The organism is Streptomyces sp. NPDC059008 (assembly GCF_042749045.1).
Taxonomy (GTDB): domain Bacteria; phylum Actinomycetota; class Actinomycetes; order Streptomycetales; family Streptomycetaceae; genus Streptomyces.
In genome coordinates this window covers 130,372-148,937 of sequence record NZ_JBHYJC010000004.1, presented here as the reverse complement: position 1 = coordinate 148,937, position 18,566 = coordinate 130,372, and the positions used below count along the sequence as shown (strand labels likewise).

Below are 18,566 nucleotides of genomic sequence, written 5' to 3'. Positions count from 1 at the left end.
GTCATGGAAGCCACCGATGCCGCCGACGCCGCCGATGCCCCCATGGATTACGAGGAGCACTGCGCCGAGATCGTCGCCGAGGCCGGACTGCTGAGCTCCTGTCTCGACGAGCGCACGGACCTGAGCGCGTCCGTGCCCTCCTGCCCCGACTGGAACCTCGCCCAGCTGCTCCGGCATCTGGGCGAGGCCCATCGCTGGGTCGAGGAGGTCGTCCGCACCCGGGCCGCGCAGCCGCCGCCCGACACCGCGCTGCGCGTCCTTCCGCGCGAGTCCGACCGGAGCCCGCAGGAGCTCGCCGACTGGCTCACCGAGGGCGCCGAACACCTCTCCCGCACCCTGCGTACCGCCGGGCCCGACGCCCGGATCTGGACCCCGCTCCCGTCCGGCAGCCCGGCCTTCTTCGCCCGCCGGATGGCCCACGAGACCGTCATCCACCGCGCCGACGCGACCCTGGCCCTCGGCACGGACTTCACCGTCGACCAGCGCATCGCCCTCGACGCCCTCGACGAGTGGATGGAACTGGGCTCGCTGCCCGAGATGTTCGACTACCACCCCGACCGGCGCGCCCTCCTGGGCCCCGGCCGCACGCTCCACTTCCACGCCACGGACACCCCGCCGGAGGCGGCCGCCCACTGGCTCGTCGACCTCACCGGCGACACCCTGGCCTGGCGGCGCGCGAAGGAGCCGGCCGCGGTCTCCGTCAGCGCACCACTGACGGACCTGCTGCTGCTCGTCTACGGCCGCCGCTCCGCCGACGAGCAGCCCTTCGAGGTGGTGGGCGATGCGGACCTGTTGGAGTTCTGGCTGTCGCTGGTCAACTTCGGATAACTGGCCACATCCGGATAAACAGTCACATTCGGAAAAGCACATTCCTCACCGTCACCCTCACTGCCCCCTCGCCGTCACCGCCGCCGCCCCGCTCACTGTCCCCCTCGCCCCACCCCCACCTCCACCCCCACGCGAACCAATCCGGCCGCCCACGCGTGAGTTAGGTTGACGGTCACCGACAGGATCAGCACCAAGGGAGACGCACCATGACCGATTCCGATCAGACGGGCAGCCAGCCTCCCGGTCTGCCGCCCACGCCTCCCCCGCTCCCCCCGGAGCCGACGGACGCCGGACCCCGTCCGGTGCCGACGAACGAGGCCGAGGCGCTGGAGATCGGTCGGCAGCACTTCCCCGAGGTCGGTTCGCCCGGTGGCCCCGCCGGCCTGTTCGTGCACGAATTCGATCTCGGCTACCTGGTGTTCGCCAGCTGGCCGCCGCCCGAGGACCCCACCGCCCTGCCGGCCGAGCCCGGGGGAAGCCAGGTCGCCATCAACAAGACCAACGGCGATGTGACATTCCTGCCCAATTTCCCCCCGGAGGCGGCAGTGGAGCTCTACCACCGCTTCTACCGCCCGAGCGAGGGCTGAGCGCGCCGACTGGGCCTCGGCCGGCGCCTGGTGAGCTGTCAGTGCCGCCGGTTAAGCTTTGGCTTCAATATCGCATTAGGTAACCATTACGAGCACGGGGGGCGTTGTGGCTGGCGCTGGTGGGTTCCAGACCAACGTGGAAGGCCTCAAGGCCGAGGGCACGAACTTCGTCAAGCTCGGCGAGGACTTCGACTCTTCGGTGGCGCGGCTCATGGACGGCCTGAGCGCGTTGGGCGCCGGGCCGCCGAGCAAGCCCCCTGAGGGACCGCCGCCGGAGAAGAAGTCGTTCGGTGAGCAGTTCATGAGCGGTCTGACGTCGTTCGCCAGCAAGGCCGACGCCCCTCCGTGGGGGGACGACGAGATCGGCGAGAAGTTCGGCGTCGTCTACGAGGGCGTCCGCGACGGCATGTACGAATCGATGGGTCACCTCGCCGCCAAGTTCCAGGAGATCGGCAAGGCGCTGACCTCGATGTCCAAGAACCACGCGGAGAACGAGGACTTCAACGACTCGCTGATGAAGCAGCACGTCGAGAACAAGCGGGCCTGGCAGGACCCGACGAAGGACCAGAGCGCGGTCCACGTCTCCTGGAGACCGGCCAGCAGCTGAGGCCGCCAGTCGGCCCCGGGGGCTCTGCCGTCAGGGGTCCGACTCCCAGGGTTTCGAGCCCAGGGGTCCTGACGTCCAGGTTCCGGCCCAGCGCTTCCGATCTCCAGGGCGTTTCTCCAGGGCGTCGGCCCAGCAACCAGCCCTTCCGCACGCCCTGCGCCCGCACCACGCCTGATTGCACTTTTTTCACGGGGGAGTTCCACCTTGTCTCTCATGCTGCCGGATCCTCTTGAGTGGGTCCTGGACATGCTCGGCTTCAACTGGCCGCATGCCGACGAGGACAAGCTGATGGAGTGTGCGCAGGTCTGGCGCACGTTCGCGGCGGAGGTCCAGGGGCATGCGGCGCAGGGCAACAGCTATGCGAGCAATGTCCTGAGCGAGAACTCCGGCGATGCCATCGAGGGGTTCAGCAAGACGTGGGAGAAGTTCTCCGGCGGTTCCGGTTACCTCAACGACGCCGCGCAGGCGGCCGAGGTCATCGCGTTCACGCTGGAGGCCGCGGCCGTCCTGGTCATCGGGATGAAGGTCGCGGTGATCGTGCAGTTGGCGATCCTGGCCGCCGAGATCATCGCCGCGCAGGCCGCCGCGCCGTTCACTTTGGGCTTGTCGGAGATAGGTGGCGCGGCCGCGACGCTGGCCACGCGGGAGATGGTCCGTCGGATCCTGAAGGAGGTGGCCAAGCAGCTCCTGGACGCGATCATGGAGGCCGCCAAGGAGCCGGTGATCTCCGCGTTGGAGGCGATGGCCTCCGACCTCATCGCGCAGACCGTCAACCAGAACTTCGGTGCGCAGAAGGGCTACGACCTGGGGCGGACGGCCAAGGCTGGGCGGAAGGCCGCCGAGGACGCCGTCGACAACATGGGCGAGTCCCTGGGCGAGGGGCTGCGTGACGGTGCCGGCGGCCGCGCGGGCCGGCGGGCCCGCCAGGGCCTGGACTCCGCCGCCGGGCACGGCAGCGACGGCGGCGATGGTGGAGATGGCGGGGGCTCCGGCGACGGCGGCTCCAGCGGGTCCGGAAGCGGGTCGGGGTCGAACAGCGGGTCGGACTCGGGCTCGGGCAGCGGCTCGGGTTCGGGGTCGGGCTCGGGGAGTGGCTCCGACGGTGGGGGCTCGGGCAGCGGCTCGGGCTCCGGGTCCGGATCGGGCTCCGGCTCCGATTCCGGCTCGGGTTCGGGCTCGGGCTCTGGTTCGGGCTCCGGTTCGGGCTCCGGTGGTACCTCCAACGACTCCGGTGGCAGCAGCAGCGGCAACGGCAACAGTGCGGGCGGCGGCAACCGCAGCGGCTCCGACGGGGGCGGCGGTTCCACCAGCCACACCCCCCGCGCCTCGGACAACACGGGCGCCACCGACGGCCCCGGCTCCAGCGGCCGCGACGGTGCCGACTCCGGTGGCACGGGCACCAACCCGTCCGCCTCCCCCACCCCCTCCAACGACTCCGGCTCCACCCCTCCCCGCAACGTCCCCGACGCCCAGCCCCTGCCACCCGCGGACCAGCGCTCCCCCTTCGACGAGGGCTACCGAGGCGGCAACGACAGCCCGTACTCGAACTCCCCCGACTCCGACTCCGGCTCCAGCCCGGACGCCGGTCCCACCCGCGACTCGGGCCCCACTCCGGACGCCTCCCGCCCGGACACGGACGGCGTCAGCACCCAGCCGACGCCCGACAACACCCCGGACTCGGCACGCCCGGACTCCGACCCGATCAGCACCCAGCCGACACCGGACCACACTCCGGACTCGGCGCGCCCGGACTCCGACCCGGTCCCCCAGCCAGCCCGGGACACCACCCCGGACTTCGCACGCCCGGATCGCCCGGATGCGGACCCGATCAGCACCCAGCCCGCACCGGACACCACTCCTGATGGCGCCCGCCCCACCCCCACCCCGGACCCCATCAGCACCCAGCCCGCACCGGACTCCACATCCCACGAGGGCGGTCCCTCGCGCCCTGACGCGCCTCAGCCCGCACCGACCCCCTCGCCGACGCCGGACCCCATAGCCGGCAACCCGCCCTCCTACGGCGACAACTCCCACGACGGCAGCAGCAACAGCAACAACGGGGACAACTCCAACAACAACAGCGGCAGTGGCGGCCGCGCCTCCATGCCGCATGTCGGCACACCGCCCCAGGGCGCCCCCGTCCAGCACACCCCCTCCTCCGGCCAGCCCGTCCAGCAGCGCGACCCGGCCCCCGGCGACCCCATGCCCACGATGGACGACCCGGACGACACCACCGTCTCCACCCAGTCCGCCGGCACCGCCACCCTCCCCCCACCCACCCAACACACCACCGACCCCACGGCACCCAACACCCCCTCCACCCCCACCCCCCAACAGGGCCAGCAGCCCAACACCCCCCAGACCCCCGGCCCGATGATGGGCGGCATCCCACCCCAGGGCGGCAGCACCACCCCGAACGGCGCCCCACCCCGCAGCGCCACGCCCGGCAACACCACCCCCTCCCCGGGCACCAACCGCCGTCCCGACGGCTCCCAGGCCATCCGCGACGTCACCCAGCAGCGTCAGCCCGAACGCCCCGCCTACAACCCCCGCCTGGACGGCCCCCGCCGCGACGCCCCCACCGCGCCTCCCGGCAACAACCGCCGCCCCGACGGCTCCCAGATCGTCCAGGACCACACCCAACAGCCCACCCCCGAGCGTCCCCCGCACAACCCCCGCCTCGACGGCCCGGCCCGCAACGACGAATCCGGGCGCCCCGACGGGAACCGTTCCGACGGCACCCGCCCGGACAGCACCCGGCCCGACGCGACGCGCCCCGACAACACCCGTCCGGACGGCAACCGCCCGGACACCCGGCAGGACGCATCCACCCCGCGCCCCGAGGGCACCCGGCCCGACGGCAACCGTCCGGACGGCCCCCGCCCCGACGGCACCCGGCCCGACTCGACGCGTCCCGACGGCACCCGCCCGGATGCGACTCGCCCCGACGGCGCCCAGCCCAACGCACCACGCCCCGACGGACCACGCCCGGACGCCTCACGCCCCGACGCGACACGTCCCGACAGTGCCCGCCCCGACGCCTCACGCCCCGATGCACCGCGCCCCGACTCGGCGCCGCCGTCCGCCGCCCCCACCCGTACGGACCGGCCGCAGACCGACGCCCCCGCCCAGGTGTCGTCGCAGCCCGGCGCCCAGGCACCCACACGCCCTGGTGCCCCGACCCCCAACACACCGAACCCGAACACGCCGAACCCCAACACGCCGAACCCGAACGTCCCGCACCAGAACCAGCAGCCGCAGCACCAGCAGCCCGCGCCGCAACAGCAGCAGCCGCAGCAGGCACCCCAGCAACAGACACCCCAGCAACAGACCCCGCAGCAGCAGCCCCAACAACAGCAGCCGGGTCCGTTCGTCCAACAGCCGGTTCCCCACCAGCAGCCCGCACCACACCAGCAAAACCAGAACCCTCAGCAGACCCAGCCCACCCCGCACCAACAGCAGCAAGCACAGCACCAGCCACCGGTCGCACAGCCCCAGAACCTCCGCAGCCACCACGACGTACGGCTCGGCCTCAACACCCAGCCGGGTGGCCTGTACTCGCCGTTCCCGCACGACCAGCAGGCACTGCTGAACAGCTTCCCGCGGAACCCGGACGGCACCCCGCGGGCGTTCAACGACCCGTTCCAGCCGTGGGCCCAGCTCCAGAACGACGGCGGCCCCACCGTCTACGGCCGCTCCAACAACTGCGCCGACTGCACCCGCTCCTTCATGGAGTCCTGGTACGGCAATCCGCAGGTGTCCGCTCCGCGCACCTTCGACCCGGACGGCAAGGGCGGCATCGACCGCGCGTCCGGCGAGAACAACGGCACCGCCAACATCGAGCAGTACACCGGCGCCAAGTTCCGCAACTCCGGCCAGAACGCCAAGGACGGCTACGCCCAGATCGCCGACGACCTGCGCAAGGCCGGCCCCGGCGCGGCGGCCGCGGTACTGGTCACCTGGCCCAACGGCGGCGCCCACGTCTTCAACGCGGTCAACCACAACGGCAAGGTCGTCTGGGTCGACAGCCAGACCGGCACGATCAGCGACCAGCCCATCAACACCCAGGCCAAGAACGTCTGGCACATCGTCACCGACGCCAACCGCCAGCCCTTCGACCCCGCCGCCGCCCCCCAAAACCAACAGCAGCAGCCCCAGACCCAGCCGAACCCCCAAAACCAGCAGGCCCAGAACCAACAGCAGCAGGCCCAAGCCCAGGCACAACAGCAAGCCCAGCAGCAGGCCCAGGCGCAGCAGGCTCAAGCCCACGCACAACAACAGGCGCAAGCCCAGGCCCAGCAACACGCTCAGGCACAGCAGGCACAGCAGGCACAGCAGGCACAGCAGGCACAGCAGCAAAACCCCTACCAGCAGCCCCACCAGCAGCAGCCGGGCCCATACACCCAGCAGCCCCACCAGCAGCCCACACCGCAGCACCAACAGCCCAACCCGTACGCCCAGCAACAGCAGCAGAACCCGTACGCCCAGCAACAGCAGCAGAACCCCTACCAGCAGCAGCCGCACACCCAGCAGCCCCAGCAACAGCAGCCTGGGCCGTACCAGCAGCAGCCGGGCCCGTACGCCCAGCCGCAGCACCAGCCAAACCCCTACGCCCAGCAGCAGCACCAGCAGCCAGGCCCGTACACACAACAGCCCCACCAGCAGCAGCAACAGCCAGGCCCGTACGCCCAGCCGCAGCCCGCGCCGCACCACCAGCAGCAGCCCGGACCGTACGCCCAGCCGCACCAGCAGCAGCCGGGCCCGTACCAGCAGCCCCACCAGCAACCGGCCCCGCAGCAGCAACAGCCCAACCCGTACACGCAGCAACAGCAGCAGAACCCGTACCAACAGCAGCCGCACACCCAGCAGCCCCAGCAACAGCAGCCTGGGCCGTACCAGCAGCAGCCGGGCCCGTACGCCCAGCCGCCGCACCAGCCAAACCCCTACGCCCAGCAGCAGCACCAGCAACAGAGTCCGTACACCCAGCAGCAGCACCAGCAGCCCGGGCCGTACCAACAGCAGCAGAATCCGTACGCCCAGCAGCCCCACCAGCAACAGCCTGGCCCGTACGCCCAGCCGCAACACCAGCAGCCCCCGAACAACAACCCGTACCAGCAGCAGGCCCCGCAGAACCCGCAGCACCCGGCAGCCGTACCCGGCACCGCCGGCAGCCCGGCGTCCCCGGACCGCCCCCCGCGGACCCCTGGCTCAGAGACCACCCGTCCCCAGCAGGAACGGCCGAACCAGCAGTCGCCACGGCAACCGCGGCCGGACCAGCAGACTCCGCAACCTCCACGTCCCGACCAGCACCAGACGGCACGGCCCGGTTCGCGAGACAGCCGGCCGCTCCATCAGCAGGACCAGCGGCCGAACGGACAGCCGCGCGACGGCTTCGGCATGCCGCACCCGGACGATCAGCAGCAACCGGATGCCGACGCACCGCAGCACGACCAGGATCCGTCGTCTCCGGAGGACAGCTCCCACGAGCAGCAGACACCGGACGCCCAGTACGAGCAGACGGCCCCCGAGAGCCTTCAAGCCATCCGCGACAGCCTGGACCATGCCCCCGGCGGCCTGCGCGAACCCGACCCCAGCGACCAGCAGGCGCTGGAGGAGGCTCACCCGCGCAACCCCGACGGCACTCCGCAGCGCTTCGCCGACCCCTTCGAAGACTGGAGCGACCTCCAGAACGACGGCGGTCACGAACAGCCGGGCCGTTCCAACAACTGTGCCGACTGCTCCCGTTCCTTCCTGGAAAGCTGGTACGGAAACCCGCAGGTCTCCGCGCCGCGCACGCTGGACGTCGACTCCGACGGAACACCCGACAACTGGTCGCCGGAGAACGACTCCGAGTGGAACATGGAGCGTTGGGCGGGAGGGCCGCTCATCGATTACGGTGATGATCTCCCTCACCCCTACGACCGGATTGCCTGGGAACTGGACCAGGCCGGACACGGTTCCGCAGCGGTGGTGGGTGTCTACTGGCCCGAAGGCGGCGGCCATGTGTTCAACGCCGTCAACCACCACGGCGACATCATCTGGGTGGACAGCCAGACCGGCGAGGTCAGCGAGACTCCGATCCACTTGGACGCCGCATCCGTCGTAGGCATCCCGCTGGACGCCGATCGCAATCCGATCTTCCCGTGGGGCTCGGAGTCGGACACGTCCGAGCAGCACCCTGACGACCAGGACTACAGCGACGACGAATCGAGCGACTCCCCGGTCTCCGAAGACTCGTCCGACCCGTCGGGGCTGGCAGGGACGCCCGACAACCAGCACACGGGGCAGCAGCGACCTACCACCGAGCCCTCAGCCGAGGCCGGGGCTGACACCGCACCTCCCGCGGACGCCGACGCAACCCGTGATCGGCAAGACAAGCCGGACGCCCCCACAGCTCCGGTTCCCGACCGCACGATTCCGGATGGGGACACGACTCCGGACTCCGACGCGCACCCGGACACGGACGGCGACGCGCACCCGCACCCGGACTCCGTCCAGGACCCGGACAACCATGCGGACCCGGGGCACGACTCCGACACCCGCCAGGACACGGACTCGGACGCGCCCGCGGACCATACCCCCGTCCAAGACGCCGACCCGGATCAGAACGCGGAGCCGAAGGACCCCACCTTCCCGGCCTCGGACACCCGTCCGTACGACCGGGACCCGGGTGGCCTGGTACATCCGGACGCGGCCGACCAGCAAGCCTTGGAGAACAACGTCCCCCGTGGTGAGGACGGAGCTCCGCAGCGTCACCCGGACCCCAACGAGGGCGCCTGGGTGAACGACGTCAACGGACAGGACCACGGCGCGCCCGGCCGTACCAACAACTGCCCTGACGCAGCGCTCTCCTTCGCCGACACCTACTCCGGTCACCCCACCGTCGCAGCGGCCCGTACCCCGGACCACGACGCCGACGGCGCCCCGTCCGACCGCGGCGAAAGCGACGGTCGTGACCGGATGGAGAGCACCCTCGGCGCTCGATTCACCGATCACGGCAACGGCCCCGAGGCCTTCCGCCGCCTGGAGACGACCCTTCTCGACAACGGCCACGGCTCCCAGGCCGTCATCGTCACCCAGGACTCCAACGGGCGAGCTCACGCCTGGAACGTGGTCAACCACAACGGCAAGATCACATACGTCGACCCGCAAACCGGCCGGCGGAGCGACAAGCCCCTCCACAGCGGCGACCACGGCGTGTTCGCCATTCCCCTCGACCCCAACCGCCGCCCCGTTCCCGGCAACCCCGGCGGGACCGACCGCAACACCGAGGGCGCCCGGCGCCCGGCCGCCCAACCGACCGGAAGCGGCGACGGAAAGAAGCACGGGCTGTCCCCCGATGACATGGACATCGACGGGGGAGACAAGAAAAAAGCCAAGCAGGACCCACCCGAGTCCGACGATTCCTCGGACGTCGACATGCCCGACACCGAGCACACGCCGGACGAGCGCGCCGACGCCACGCGCGAGGAACGCAACAAGTCGCTTTCCGACCCCGAGCCCAAGGACCAGGAACTCAACAGCATCCCTCCGGACGCGTCCCAGGAGGCAGTGCGCGACGCGGAGGGCGAGGGCCAGCCGGTCCATCGGATCCACCCCCTCAATCCCGTCTACGACCGGCTCCGGGAGTGGTGCGAACCGCCCACGGACGACAACGGCAATCCGGCCCAGGACAAGGACGGCAACAGCCTTGAGCCCCCGCTGGCACAGCTGCTGAGGCTGGCTGCCGAGCGACGGGCCGCATCCGAGGCGATCACCGAGCCCGCCAACCAGACCAGAAAGGTCCTGGACGGAGCCCGGCAGAAGCTGAATGCAGCCCAAAAGGCCCTCAACGACGCCGGCGACAAGGCGACCAAGGCCCAACAGGATGCCGTCAAGAATGCCCAGGCGGAATTCACCAAGGCCGACCAGGACCACAGGGCGGCCAGCGAAGACCTCAAGAACAAGAAAGACCAGATCCCGCCGACCGCCTTCACGGAGAGCGAACTCCGGCACATTCTTGGCGACAATTTCGCCGCCATGAACGATGGTGAACGTCATGTAGTGGTAGCAACCATTGCCCGAATGAGCATGGCCTTCCACGCAGACAACGCCGTCGGCAACAGCCCCACCCGCACCCCCGACGGCGAGAGCCCCTACAAGGGTTCCAAGACGTCCAGTGGCCAACCGGACCCGGCGGGAGACCACCACGATTCGGTAGGTTCCAGGCGGCGCGCGGAGGCACAACCGAAGTTCCCGGCCAAGTTCCGCCCCGCAGGCAGCGATTCGGCGACCGCGTTCAAGCGGGTTCAGGACGAGTCCCGTCAGAGCGGCGAAAAGGCAACCATCAAGGCGATACTCGAAAAGTCGTTCCCCAACATTCCAGACTTCACAGACAAAAACTATGCTGTCGTGGAATTGGTCGACAAGGAAGGAAACAGCAGCTACGTCGTCGATTCGTCCGTACCTCCGATGGGTACCGACGGCGTCAGCCCACGGCACTCCGAAAAGCACCTCCTGGACTGGGTGAAACGCCTCAACGAGGCGAGGGGCAAGGACGACCAGCTCACCGTCGCCGGCCTCTACACTGAGCGAGAGCCCTGCGGTCTCCGCACCACGAACCCAGGTAACGCCGACTGCTCGAAGACACTCCGGGACTCCCTCGGAAAGGGAATCCCCGTGTACTACAGCACCACCTATCGAGACGACTCCGTCCGCCTGAAGGAAGACCTCCATAAGCAACGCGACGCGTTGCTGTCCCAATTCAGCAACTTGGACCCCGACCAGCAACAGAACGAGCTGAAGAAGGCCAAGCTGACCGACAAGGACATCGACGCCCGGGTTCAGCAGCGCAAGGATCGGAACAAGGAAAAGAACGACGCGGAGCTTGGCCGTCATCTGACGGTGGTGGGCGAGCTGTGGGGCAAGACGAGGGCCCATATGATCAGGATCGAGCGGGAGAAGAAGCAGGCAGAGGGAACGGGATGACGGAGCGCGACCGGGCAGTAGTGAACACCCCAGACCACGAGACGGTTTCTCTGCTGTCGGAGTGGTGGCGCAGCTGGCGCGCGGGCGGCAACTGCGCCCATCTCGTCGATCCCTCCGGCAGCGCCGGCGCTGCCGTCCTGAAGCAACTGCACCAGCAGATCGAGGGCAGCGTCCTTGTCGATGCTGCTGGGCGTACGGCCGAGGAAGTACAGACCGAGATGCTGCGGCAGCTCGGGGTCGATGTGTCCCCAGCCGGACGCTGGGACTGGCACTCCAAGCTCGACCAGCTTGACGGGAACCGGCTCGTCCTCGTCCTCAACGCTCATCGGGCCGGCCGCACCCGAAGCTCGTCCGAAACGGATCATCTACTGACCCGGGCCATCGACCGCCTCATCGGAGGCCGGGTCGGCGTGCTCGTCCACATCACCCCTGACGAACTGCTCCCCCTCTCCGAGGTCGTCCTCAACCTCCCGGAGCGGAACACCGCCGAAGCGGACTGGCCGGCGCCACTGCGCGCGTTGGCGCTGGCTCAGCCACGCATCGTCCCCTTGCGCGTATGGGCCGAACTCACTGCGGCGCTCGGCCCGGAATCCGTCACCATAACCGGACTACGCGACCTGCTGGAGGAATTCTCCGACCACTTGGTGTCCGGCGATCAGGGGGTGTCATTCTCTGATGAGGGCCTGGCGGAGGAGTTGCGCCGAGGTGCCACGGACGAAGAGATCAACCGGGTCGACCGGCACATGGTCGAGTGGCTGAGGCGTATCTCGCCTGAGTTCCGCCATCCTGAGGGCTGGGCGAGATCAGGTCCTGAGGGGCTGTACGCCGCCACGGGGCTTGCCATGCACGCCGTACAGGCCGACTCCGCCTCATCGGTATCGGCCGAAGCCGGCGATCAAGGCACGCTCTTCGAGGATCTGCTCCAAGACGGCGGCGCGCTCGCCAATATCCCGCAGACGACTCTGCTGGACGCCGCGGACTGCGCCTTCGCCGGCGATATCCCGGGGAACACCGCCGCGGGTTCCGCGGTCCAGCTCTGGTCCTACGGCGTGATCCCGGAAAGCCAGCCGGAATGGGCTGCATGGCTGCATCTCATGGCCACCGCTCGTGGCGACCGGGACCTCGCAGACGCCGTCGCCGACTCCAGTGTGCATCTGCCCTGGAAGACGAATTGGGCACGCTGGCGTCCACCGGGCGGCTACCACTGGCGATTCCTCGACCCGGGCCCCGCCGAAGGGCTGACCGAAGTGCGCTGGCAGGGCCGCCCCGCCGTTGCCACCCTCTTCACATGGACTTCTCGCGTGGATGTCTGGGACGCCGCCAACGGTGAGCACCTAGGAGGCCCCTGGCGGGAAGAGATCCCGGAGGAGCATCACAGCGACCTTTCCTGGCCGCCCGAATCAGCGTCCGAAGAGGGTATGTCCGGTGAGGGCCTTCCCGGTCCGGAGACATACGAGGACCTTGAAGATGCCATGTCCGACGAGGAAAGCGCTCACGACCTTCTGCTCGGCAGTCCCGTGCTCCGCCTTGGGAGTCAGGTGATCCTTGCCGGATCGGGTGGGCTTTTCGCCATCGAGCCCACAGCGGGAGAACATTTTTCGGGCCTCAACTCCCCCAATGTCAAGCCCCTCTCGGGACGTTTCGCTCTCACCACCGCCATCACCCCTGTAGGCTCTCCGCCGCCCGGCCTGGCAGATCTGGTCGAGCTGTACGGAGCTGATCACATCCACGCCTTCCCGGCGCACACACTGCCCGACGGGCTGACGGACGAGGCGACGCGCAATACACTCATCGAATTCGGTCTGCCCGAATTCAGGGACGAAGACGGGATGGGTATCTATCCGCTCGGCGATCACCGCATGAGCGTTTTCGACGAAGTCAGCTGGCCGTCGGACATCGCCTCCGTCGAGGAAACCGGTCCGTTCTTCCAGATCGGCTTCTGGATGGGCGGCCAACTCGTCATCGACGGCCCTACGGGGCACGTACTGCGGGTCCCTGCGGAGCCGGATGAGGAGCACCTTGCGGGCCTGCCCGCCGCGCACAGCCTGGAGAACTTCCTCACCATGGTCGCGCTGTGGGTCACGGGCCACCTCACCAAGGGCCTCGTCGAGGGTGATGACGAGGCCGCCCTCCTGCCCGCTTTCGTGCGCGCCGCGCACCTACGCATCGACCCGGTGGGCGCAGAGGCCTCCGCCTGGGCGTACGCCTTCCACAGTCAGTAACCGTCGAACGGACAGCAGCCGTTCGCCGCAGTCCAAGCGCATGCTCCGCCCGCCCTCAACGAGCCCGAGCGAACAAGGAGAAAAACGTGCCGGAGATCGATCCACCGGAATCCGGGAACCGGGTGCCGTCAACCGTCGAAGAGGCGCTGGAAATCGCCAGCACCAACTTCAAGCCGCTCTGCCACGATGGCACCCCGGCATCCGTACACGTCGAAGAGTTCGACATCGGCTACCTCGTCTATGCCACTTTTCCGCCCACCGAGCCCCGGTCGTTCGGCGGCAGCCATCTCATCATCTCCAAGGTCGACGGAGCACTGACCTTCGTTCCGAACTTCCCCCCGAAGTCGGCGATTTCCCTCTACCGCAAGCGCCACCATCCCAACCCGTAGTGGGTGTGGTGGCCGGTGAGCCCTGAGGAGGCCGTGGAGATCGCACGGACGCAGTACGCGCCGGTTTGGCCCGATGGGACGCCGGCGCCGTTGCGAGTCCGGGAATTCGATATCGGGTACCTGGTGTACGCGAAGCTTCCACCGCTGCCGGAGCCCCCGGTGGAGAATGGGCGCCGACGTCCGCGGATGAGAAATCCCGGTGGCACCTGCGTCGTGGTGTGCAAGGAGAGCGGGAGGATCTGCCGGCTCCCGATGCGTCCGCCGAGGGATGCGATGGGGCTGTATCGCAAGTTCTACCGGCCGGACACGCTATAGGCCGAGGCGCCGGCACGCCCGGCCTGATCACGCCATCTGACCGGCCCCCAGGCCCGGCTCAGCTCCGCTCAGGTTCAACTCAGCTCATCCGCGATCAGATCCATCAGCAGCCCGTCCGCCCAGCCGCCCGTCCGGTGGTCGCGGCCGTAGGCGCGCATGATGCCGACTGGCTTGAAACCGACCTTGCGGTAGCTGTGGATGGCGGCGGTGTTGGCGGCGGCCGGGTCGATGGTCAGGCGGTGGTGGCCGCGTTCGTGGATCAGCCAGTGGGCGAGGGTGCGTACGGCGTCCGTGCCGAGGCCGCGGCCGTGCAGGGCGGTGGTGAGGAAGATGTCGATGCTCGCGTGGTGGTATTCGGGGTCGGTCTCCTCGTCGTACTGGATCGCCCCGATGACCTCGTCGTCGAGGACGATGGCGAGCATGTCGTCGTAGTCGTCCGGCGCCGACCACCAGGCCGCGACCGCCGGTTCGCGGACGATTCGGTCGAGGGTGGCGACGTCGGCGTCCGTCGTCGGGCGGAGGAGGATCGAGGCTCCGCGTAGCGCGGTGGGCGGAGCCGGGTCTGGTCGGGGTGGCCCGGGGCAGTTGTCGGGGTCACGGACGGGCTCGGTCGCCGCGCCTCCAGCGGGCGGACCAGACGTCATCGTGCTTCCCACCACCGTGACCAAGCCCGCGGGCGAGGCTTCCTGGTCGGAGAGCTGCGAATGCTTCTCGCGCAGGGCCTCGATTTCGGCGGCCAGCACAGCCAGGTCGCGCACATGCGTGTAGTACCTGGCCGCGTACTCGTCGTCGATCGCCGGGAGAACCTTCGCGAACACCGCCGTCAGTCGGCTCAAGCCGTTGCCGCGCTGTTCGTCGAGCGGGCCTTCGAGAACGCCCTGGGCGTAGCCGTAGGCGTCCGCACCCAGCGTCACCAGGTCCTGGTCCCCGATGTCCAGGCCGCGAAATCCCGGCGGGAACGGCATGGCCATGTGCTCGGCCATCATCTGCGAGAGCATGTCGAGCTTCTCTTCGAACATGCGGGAGATCCTGCCGGATCGCACCCGGCGGGCCAAAGCGGATACCGCGAGGCCGGCCATGACCATCGGACAGGCCCTAGGTGACAGACGTGGGGACGGGGACGTAGGGGCTTAGAGGCCCTGGGACGTGAGTGGTTGGTGGGTGGAGGTGGGCATAGATCGCCGGCGGGGGTGGTTCATGGAGATGCAGAGAGACAGCGACGCCGATGCGTGGCAGTAGGTACGCACGGCCGTAGTGAGGCAGCAGTCAGGCCATAGAGGCAGTAGACAGGCAGCAAGCATCAGGCAGCAGACGGCAGTTGCGAGCGGCAGGGGGCGATGCGTCATGGCGGGGATCGACAGACGGCGGGTGCTGGCGGCCGGGGGTGGGGTGGCTCTCGCTGCCGCTTTGGCCACCGCATGCGGTTCCAACACGGGGCGTGGGGGCGGGGGTTCGGGTTCCGGGATCCGTCAGTGGTACCACCAGTACGGGGAGCCGGGGACCGAGCAGGCCGTGAAGCGGTATGCCGCGGCGTACAAGAAGGCGGAGGTGTCGGTGCAGTGGCGGCCGGGGGACTACGACCGGCAGACCGCGGCCGCCTTGCTGACCGACTCGGGGCCCGATGTGTTCGAGGTCAACGGGCCGTTGCTGGATCAGATACAGGGCGGGCAGGTCGTCGATCTGACCGCCGAGGTCGAGCCGGTGAAGGACGACTTCAACCAGGCAGTGCTCGCTCCGAAGATCTGGCAGGACAAGATCTGGGGCATCCCGCAGGTCATCGACATGCAGCTGCTCTACTACCGCAAGAGTGCGCTCAAGGACGCGGGGGTCGAACCGCCGCGGACGGTCGACGAGTTGGTGGATGCCGCGAAGGAGCTCAACGGTAAGGGCGGCGGCAAGAGCAAGGGGCTGTTCCTGGGGAACGACGGTGGGGTGGGGGTGCTCAGCGGGACACCGCTGTTCGCCGCCGGGCTGAGTCTGATCGACGAGGACGGAAAGGTCGGGTTCGACGATCCGGCCGCGGCCAGGGTGCTGGGGAAGATCCGGCAGTTGTACGCGGACAAGTCGTTGCTGCTGGGGGCGCCTACGGACTGGTCCGATCCGGCCGCCTTCATCCAGGGGCTGACCGCGATGCAGTGGTCGGGACTCTGGGCGCTGCCGCAGATCAAGAAGGCGCTGGGGGACGACTTCGGGGTGCTGCCGTTCCCGAAGGACGGCAGCGGAGGGAGACCGGCCGTTCCTGTGGGGGCGTACGGCTCCGCGGTCAGTGCGCGCAGTGCCCGTAAGGCGGAGGCGAAGGCGTTCGCCAAGTGGCTGTGGGTGGAGCGGACCGACTTCCAGCGGGACTTCGCGCTGTCGTACGGGTTCCACATACCGGCGCGGATCTCGTTGGCGAAGAAGGCCGCGGAGCTGCGGGAGGGTGCGGCCGCGGACGCGGTGCGGTACGCGACGGAGTACGGCCACGCCGAGCCGCTGCTGTGGACGACGGCGGACCGTACGACCTATCAGGACGCGCTGAGCCGGATCGTCAAGGACGGCGCCAACCCGGAGAGCGAGCTCAAGGGTGTGGTGCGGAAGGTGAATGCCGAGCTCCAGCGCGTCAAGAAGAAGTAGGGGACGTGCAGGCAAGGGGCAGCGCGGCGGTGGCATTCGGGGAGCGGCTGCTCGGGCCGCAGCGGCGGAATCTGTGGTTCTGGGTGTTCGTCGGGCCGTTCGCGGTCGGGCTGGGACTGTTCACCTATGTGCCGCTGGCGTGGAGCGTCTACCTCAGCTTCTTCGACGCGCACAACACGGTCAGTCCGGCCGGCTCGGACTTCGTCGGGCTGGGCAACTACGGCGCGATGCTGGGCGATGCCGCGTTCCTCGGCAGCCTGGGCACGTTCGTGCTGTTCACCGCCTTCATCGTGCCCGCCACCTACGTGCTCTCGCTCGCGCTGGCGCTGATGGTCAACCGGCTGCGTATCGCCCAGGCCTTCTTCCGGTCGGTGTTCTTCCTGCCGACGGCGTGCTCCTATGTGGTCGCGGCGCTGATATGGAAGCTGTCGATCTTCAACGGGGTGCGGTTCGGGCTGGCCAACACCGTCCTGGGATGGTTCGGCGCCGATCAGACGGCCTGGCTGTCGACCACCGATCCGCCCTGGTACTGGCTGGTCATCGTGACCGTACGGCTGTGGCTGCAGGCCGGGTTCTACATGATCCTGTTCCTGGCCGGACTGCAGCGGATCTCGCCGGGGCTGTACGAGGCGGCCGCGGTGGACGGGGCGCGGCCCGGCTGGCAGACCTTCCGGCACATCACCTTTCCGCAGCTGCGGGCGACGTCCGTGGCGGTGGTGCTACTGCTGGTGATCAACGCGTTCCAGGCGTTCGACGAGTTCTACAACCTGCTGAGCGACGCGCGCGGCTATCCGCCCTACGCCCGGCCGCCGTTGGTCTACCTCTACTACACGGCGCTGGGGCAGGACCAGAACCTCGGGCTGGGGAGTGCGGGTGCGGTGATCCTGGCGCTGATCATCGCGCTGGCGACGGTGGTGCAGGCCCGCTGGTTCGGCCTCGGCCGCAAGGGTGAGGACTGAAGGGTGAGGGCTGAAAGGTGAGGACTGAAGGGGGAGGAGTGAAATCGGGGATGGGCGATGCACTGACCAGGGTGGGACGGGCGCTACGGGTGGTGCTGCTGATCGCGCTGGCACTGCTGTTCCTGGTCCCGTTCTATCTGCTGGTGCGGAACGGGCTGGCGACCGAGCAGGACATCACCGCTCCGCAGTGGACGTTCTTCCCGCACGATCTGCAGTGGTCGAATCTGACCGAGGTCTTCCGGGATCCGAACCTCCCCATGGGGCGGGCGCTGCTCAACTCCACACTGATCGCGGTGTCGACGACGGTCGGTACGGTCGTGCTGGCCTCGCTCGCGGGGTACGGCCTGGCCCGGATTCCGTACCGGCATGCCAACGTCGTCTTCTACGCGATCCTGGGGACGCTCATGGTGCCGGCGGCGGTGACGTTCGTACCGAGCTTTGTGCTGGTCTCCACGCTGGGGTGGATCTCGACGCTGCGCGGGCTGATCATTCCGACGCTGTTCAGCGCCTTCGCGTGCTTCGTCTTCCGGCAGTACTTCCTGGGCTTCCCCAAGGAGCTGGAGGACGCGGCGCGGGTCGACGGGCTCGGCCACTGGCGGACGTACTGGCGCATCGTGGTGCCCAACGCCCGCCCGGTCTTCGCCGCCGTCGGCACGATCGTCTTCATCGGGGCCTGGAACGCGTTCCTGTGGCCGCTGGTGATCGGGCAGGACCAGGAGGCCTGGACGGTGCAGGTGGCGCTGTCCACGTTCACCACCGCACAGAACCTCAATCTGCATGAGCTGTTCGTGGCCGCGGCGGTGTCGATCGTCCCGCTGGTGGTCGTCTTCCTGCTGCTCCAGCGGTACATCGTGGCGGGGGTGGAGCGCAGTGGGATCGACGACTGAGGCGTGGCCGGGCGGCGTATCGGGTACGGTGCGTGGCATGAGCACGCACCTGGACGTCTGTGAGGCGGAGCCGCGCGAACGCGGTCCCCACGGCGAGTGCGCGCCCCGCGGGCTGAGCTTCCTGCGCCGCCGGGGCCGGGTGGGCTCTCCCCCGGTCTGTTGTTCCCGTACGGCCTGACGGTTCGGTACCAC

10 protein-coding genes and 1 pseudogene are annotated in these 18,566 nt (G+C 69.0%); 10 read left to right on the top strand and 1 reads right to left on the bottom strand.

Annotation, left to right across the window (positions count from 1 at the left end; genetic code table 11):
• Positions 1 to 3: 3 nt before the first annotated feature.
• From ACFWZH_RS08415 to ACFWZH_RS08390, 6 genes are all read left to right on the top strand, one after another.
• Positions 4 to 828: a maleylpyruvate isomerase family mycothiol-dependent enzyme gene (locus ACFWZH_RS08415; RefSeq protein ID WP_384427032.1), complete on the top strand. Its 825-nt coding sequence runs from the start codon at positions 4 to 6 to the stop codon at positions 826 to 828.
• Between the two features lie 206 nt (positions 829 to 1,034).
• Positions 1,035 to 1,415, top strand: coding sequence for a hypothetical protein (locus ACFWZH_RS08410; RefSeq protein WP_384427031.1), 381 nt, complete (start codon positions 1,035 to 1,037; stop codon positions 1,413 to 1,415).
• A gap of 106 nt (positions 1,416 to 1,521) precedes the next feature.
• Positions 1,522 to 2,022 (top strand): hypothetical protein, encoded by a 501-nt coding sequence (locus ACFWZH_RS08405; RefSeq protein ID WP_384427030.1) that lies wholly within the window; start codon positions 1,522 to 1,524, stop codon positions 2,020 to 2,022.
• 213 nt (positions 2,023 to 2,235) lie between these two features.
• Positions 2,236 to 10,989 carry a toxin glutamine deamidase domain-containing protein gene (locus tag ACFWZH_RS08400; RefSeq protein ID WP_384427028.1) on the top strand — a complete coding sequence of 2,918 codons (8,754 nt, stop codon included), beginning with the start codon at positions 2,236 to 2,238 and terminating at the stop codon, positions 10,987 to 10,989.
• Entirely contained in the window at positions 10,986 to 13,211 is a 2,226-nt protein-coding gene (locus ACFWZH_RS08395; protein WP_384427026.1) for an SUKH-4 family immunity protein, read from the top strand. The genes ACFWZH_RS08400 and ACFWZH_RS08395 overlap by 4 nt, the downstream gene beginning before the upstream one ends.
• Before the next feature lie 86 nt (positions 13,212 to 13,297).
• Positions 13,298 to 13,600: a hypothetical protein gene (locus ACFWZH_RS08390; RefSeq protein WP_384427024.1), complete on the top strand. Its 303-nt coding sequence runs from the start codon at positions 13,298 to 13,300 to the stop codon at positions 13,598 to 13,600.
• A 389-nt stretch (positions 13,601 to 13,989) separates the two neighbouring features.
• Here ACFWZH_RS08390 and aac(6') read toward each other — a convergent pair.
• A pseudogene (aac(6'), locus tag ACFWZH_RS08385) lies at positions 13,990 to 14,457 on the bottom strand (aminoglycoside 6'-N-acetyltransferase); the annotation flags it as partial.
• Between the two features lie 802 nt (positions 14,458 to 15,259).
• On the opposite strand from aac(6'), the gene ACFWZH_RS08380 reads away from it, so the two are divergent.
• Genes ACFWZH_RS08380 through ACFWZH_RS08365 form a run of 4 tightly spaced genes read left to right on the top strand, consistent with a single transcriptional unit; the run spans position 15,260 to position 18,552 of the window.
• Entirely contained in the window at positions 15,260 to 16,528 is a 1,269-nt protein-coding gene (locus tag ACFWZH_RS08380) for an ABC transporter substrate-binding protein (RefSeq protein WP_384427022.1), read from the top strand.
• A 5-nt stretch (positions 16,529 to 16,533) separates the two neighbouring features.
• Complete coding sequence (locus ACFWZH_RS08375) at positions 16,534 to 17,487, top strand: carbohydrate ABC transporter permease (RefSeq protein ID WP_384427020.1); 954 nt, start codon at positions 16,534 to 16,536, stop codon at positions 17,485 to 17,487.
• Positions 17,488 to 17,537: 50 nt separating this feature from the next.
• Positions 17,538 to 18,374: a carbohydrate ABC transporter permease gene (locus ACFWZH_RS08370; protein ID WP_384427018.1), complete on the top strand. Its 837-nt coding sequence runs from the start codon at positions 17,538 to 17,540 to the stop codon at positions 18,372 to 18,374.
• 37 nt (positions 18,375 to 18,411) lie between these two features.
• The gene (locus ACFWZH_RS08365) at positions 18,412 to 18,552 is read left to right on the top strand and encodes a hypothetical protein (RefSeq protein ID WP_384427016.1); all 141 of its coding nucleotides are present in this window, start codon (positions 18,412 to 18,414) and stop codon (positions 18,550 to 18,552) included.
• Positions 18,553 to 18,566: the final 14 nt, after the last annotated feature.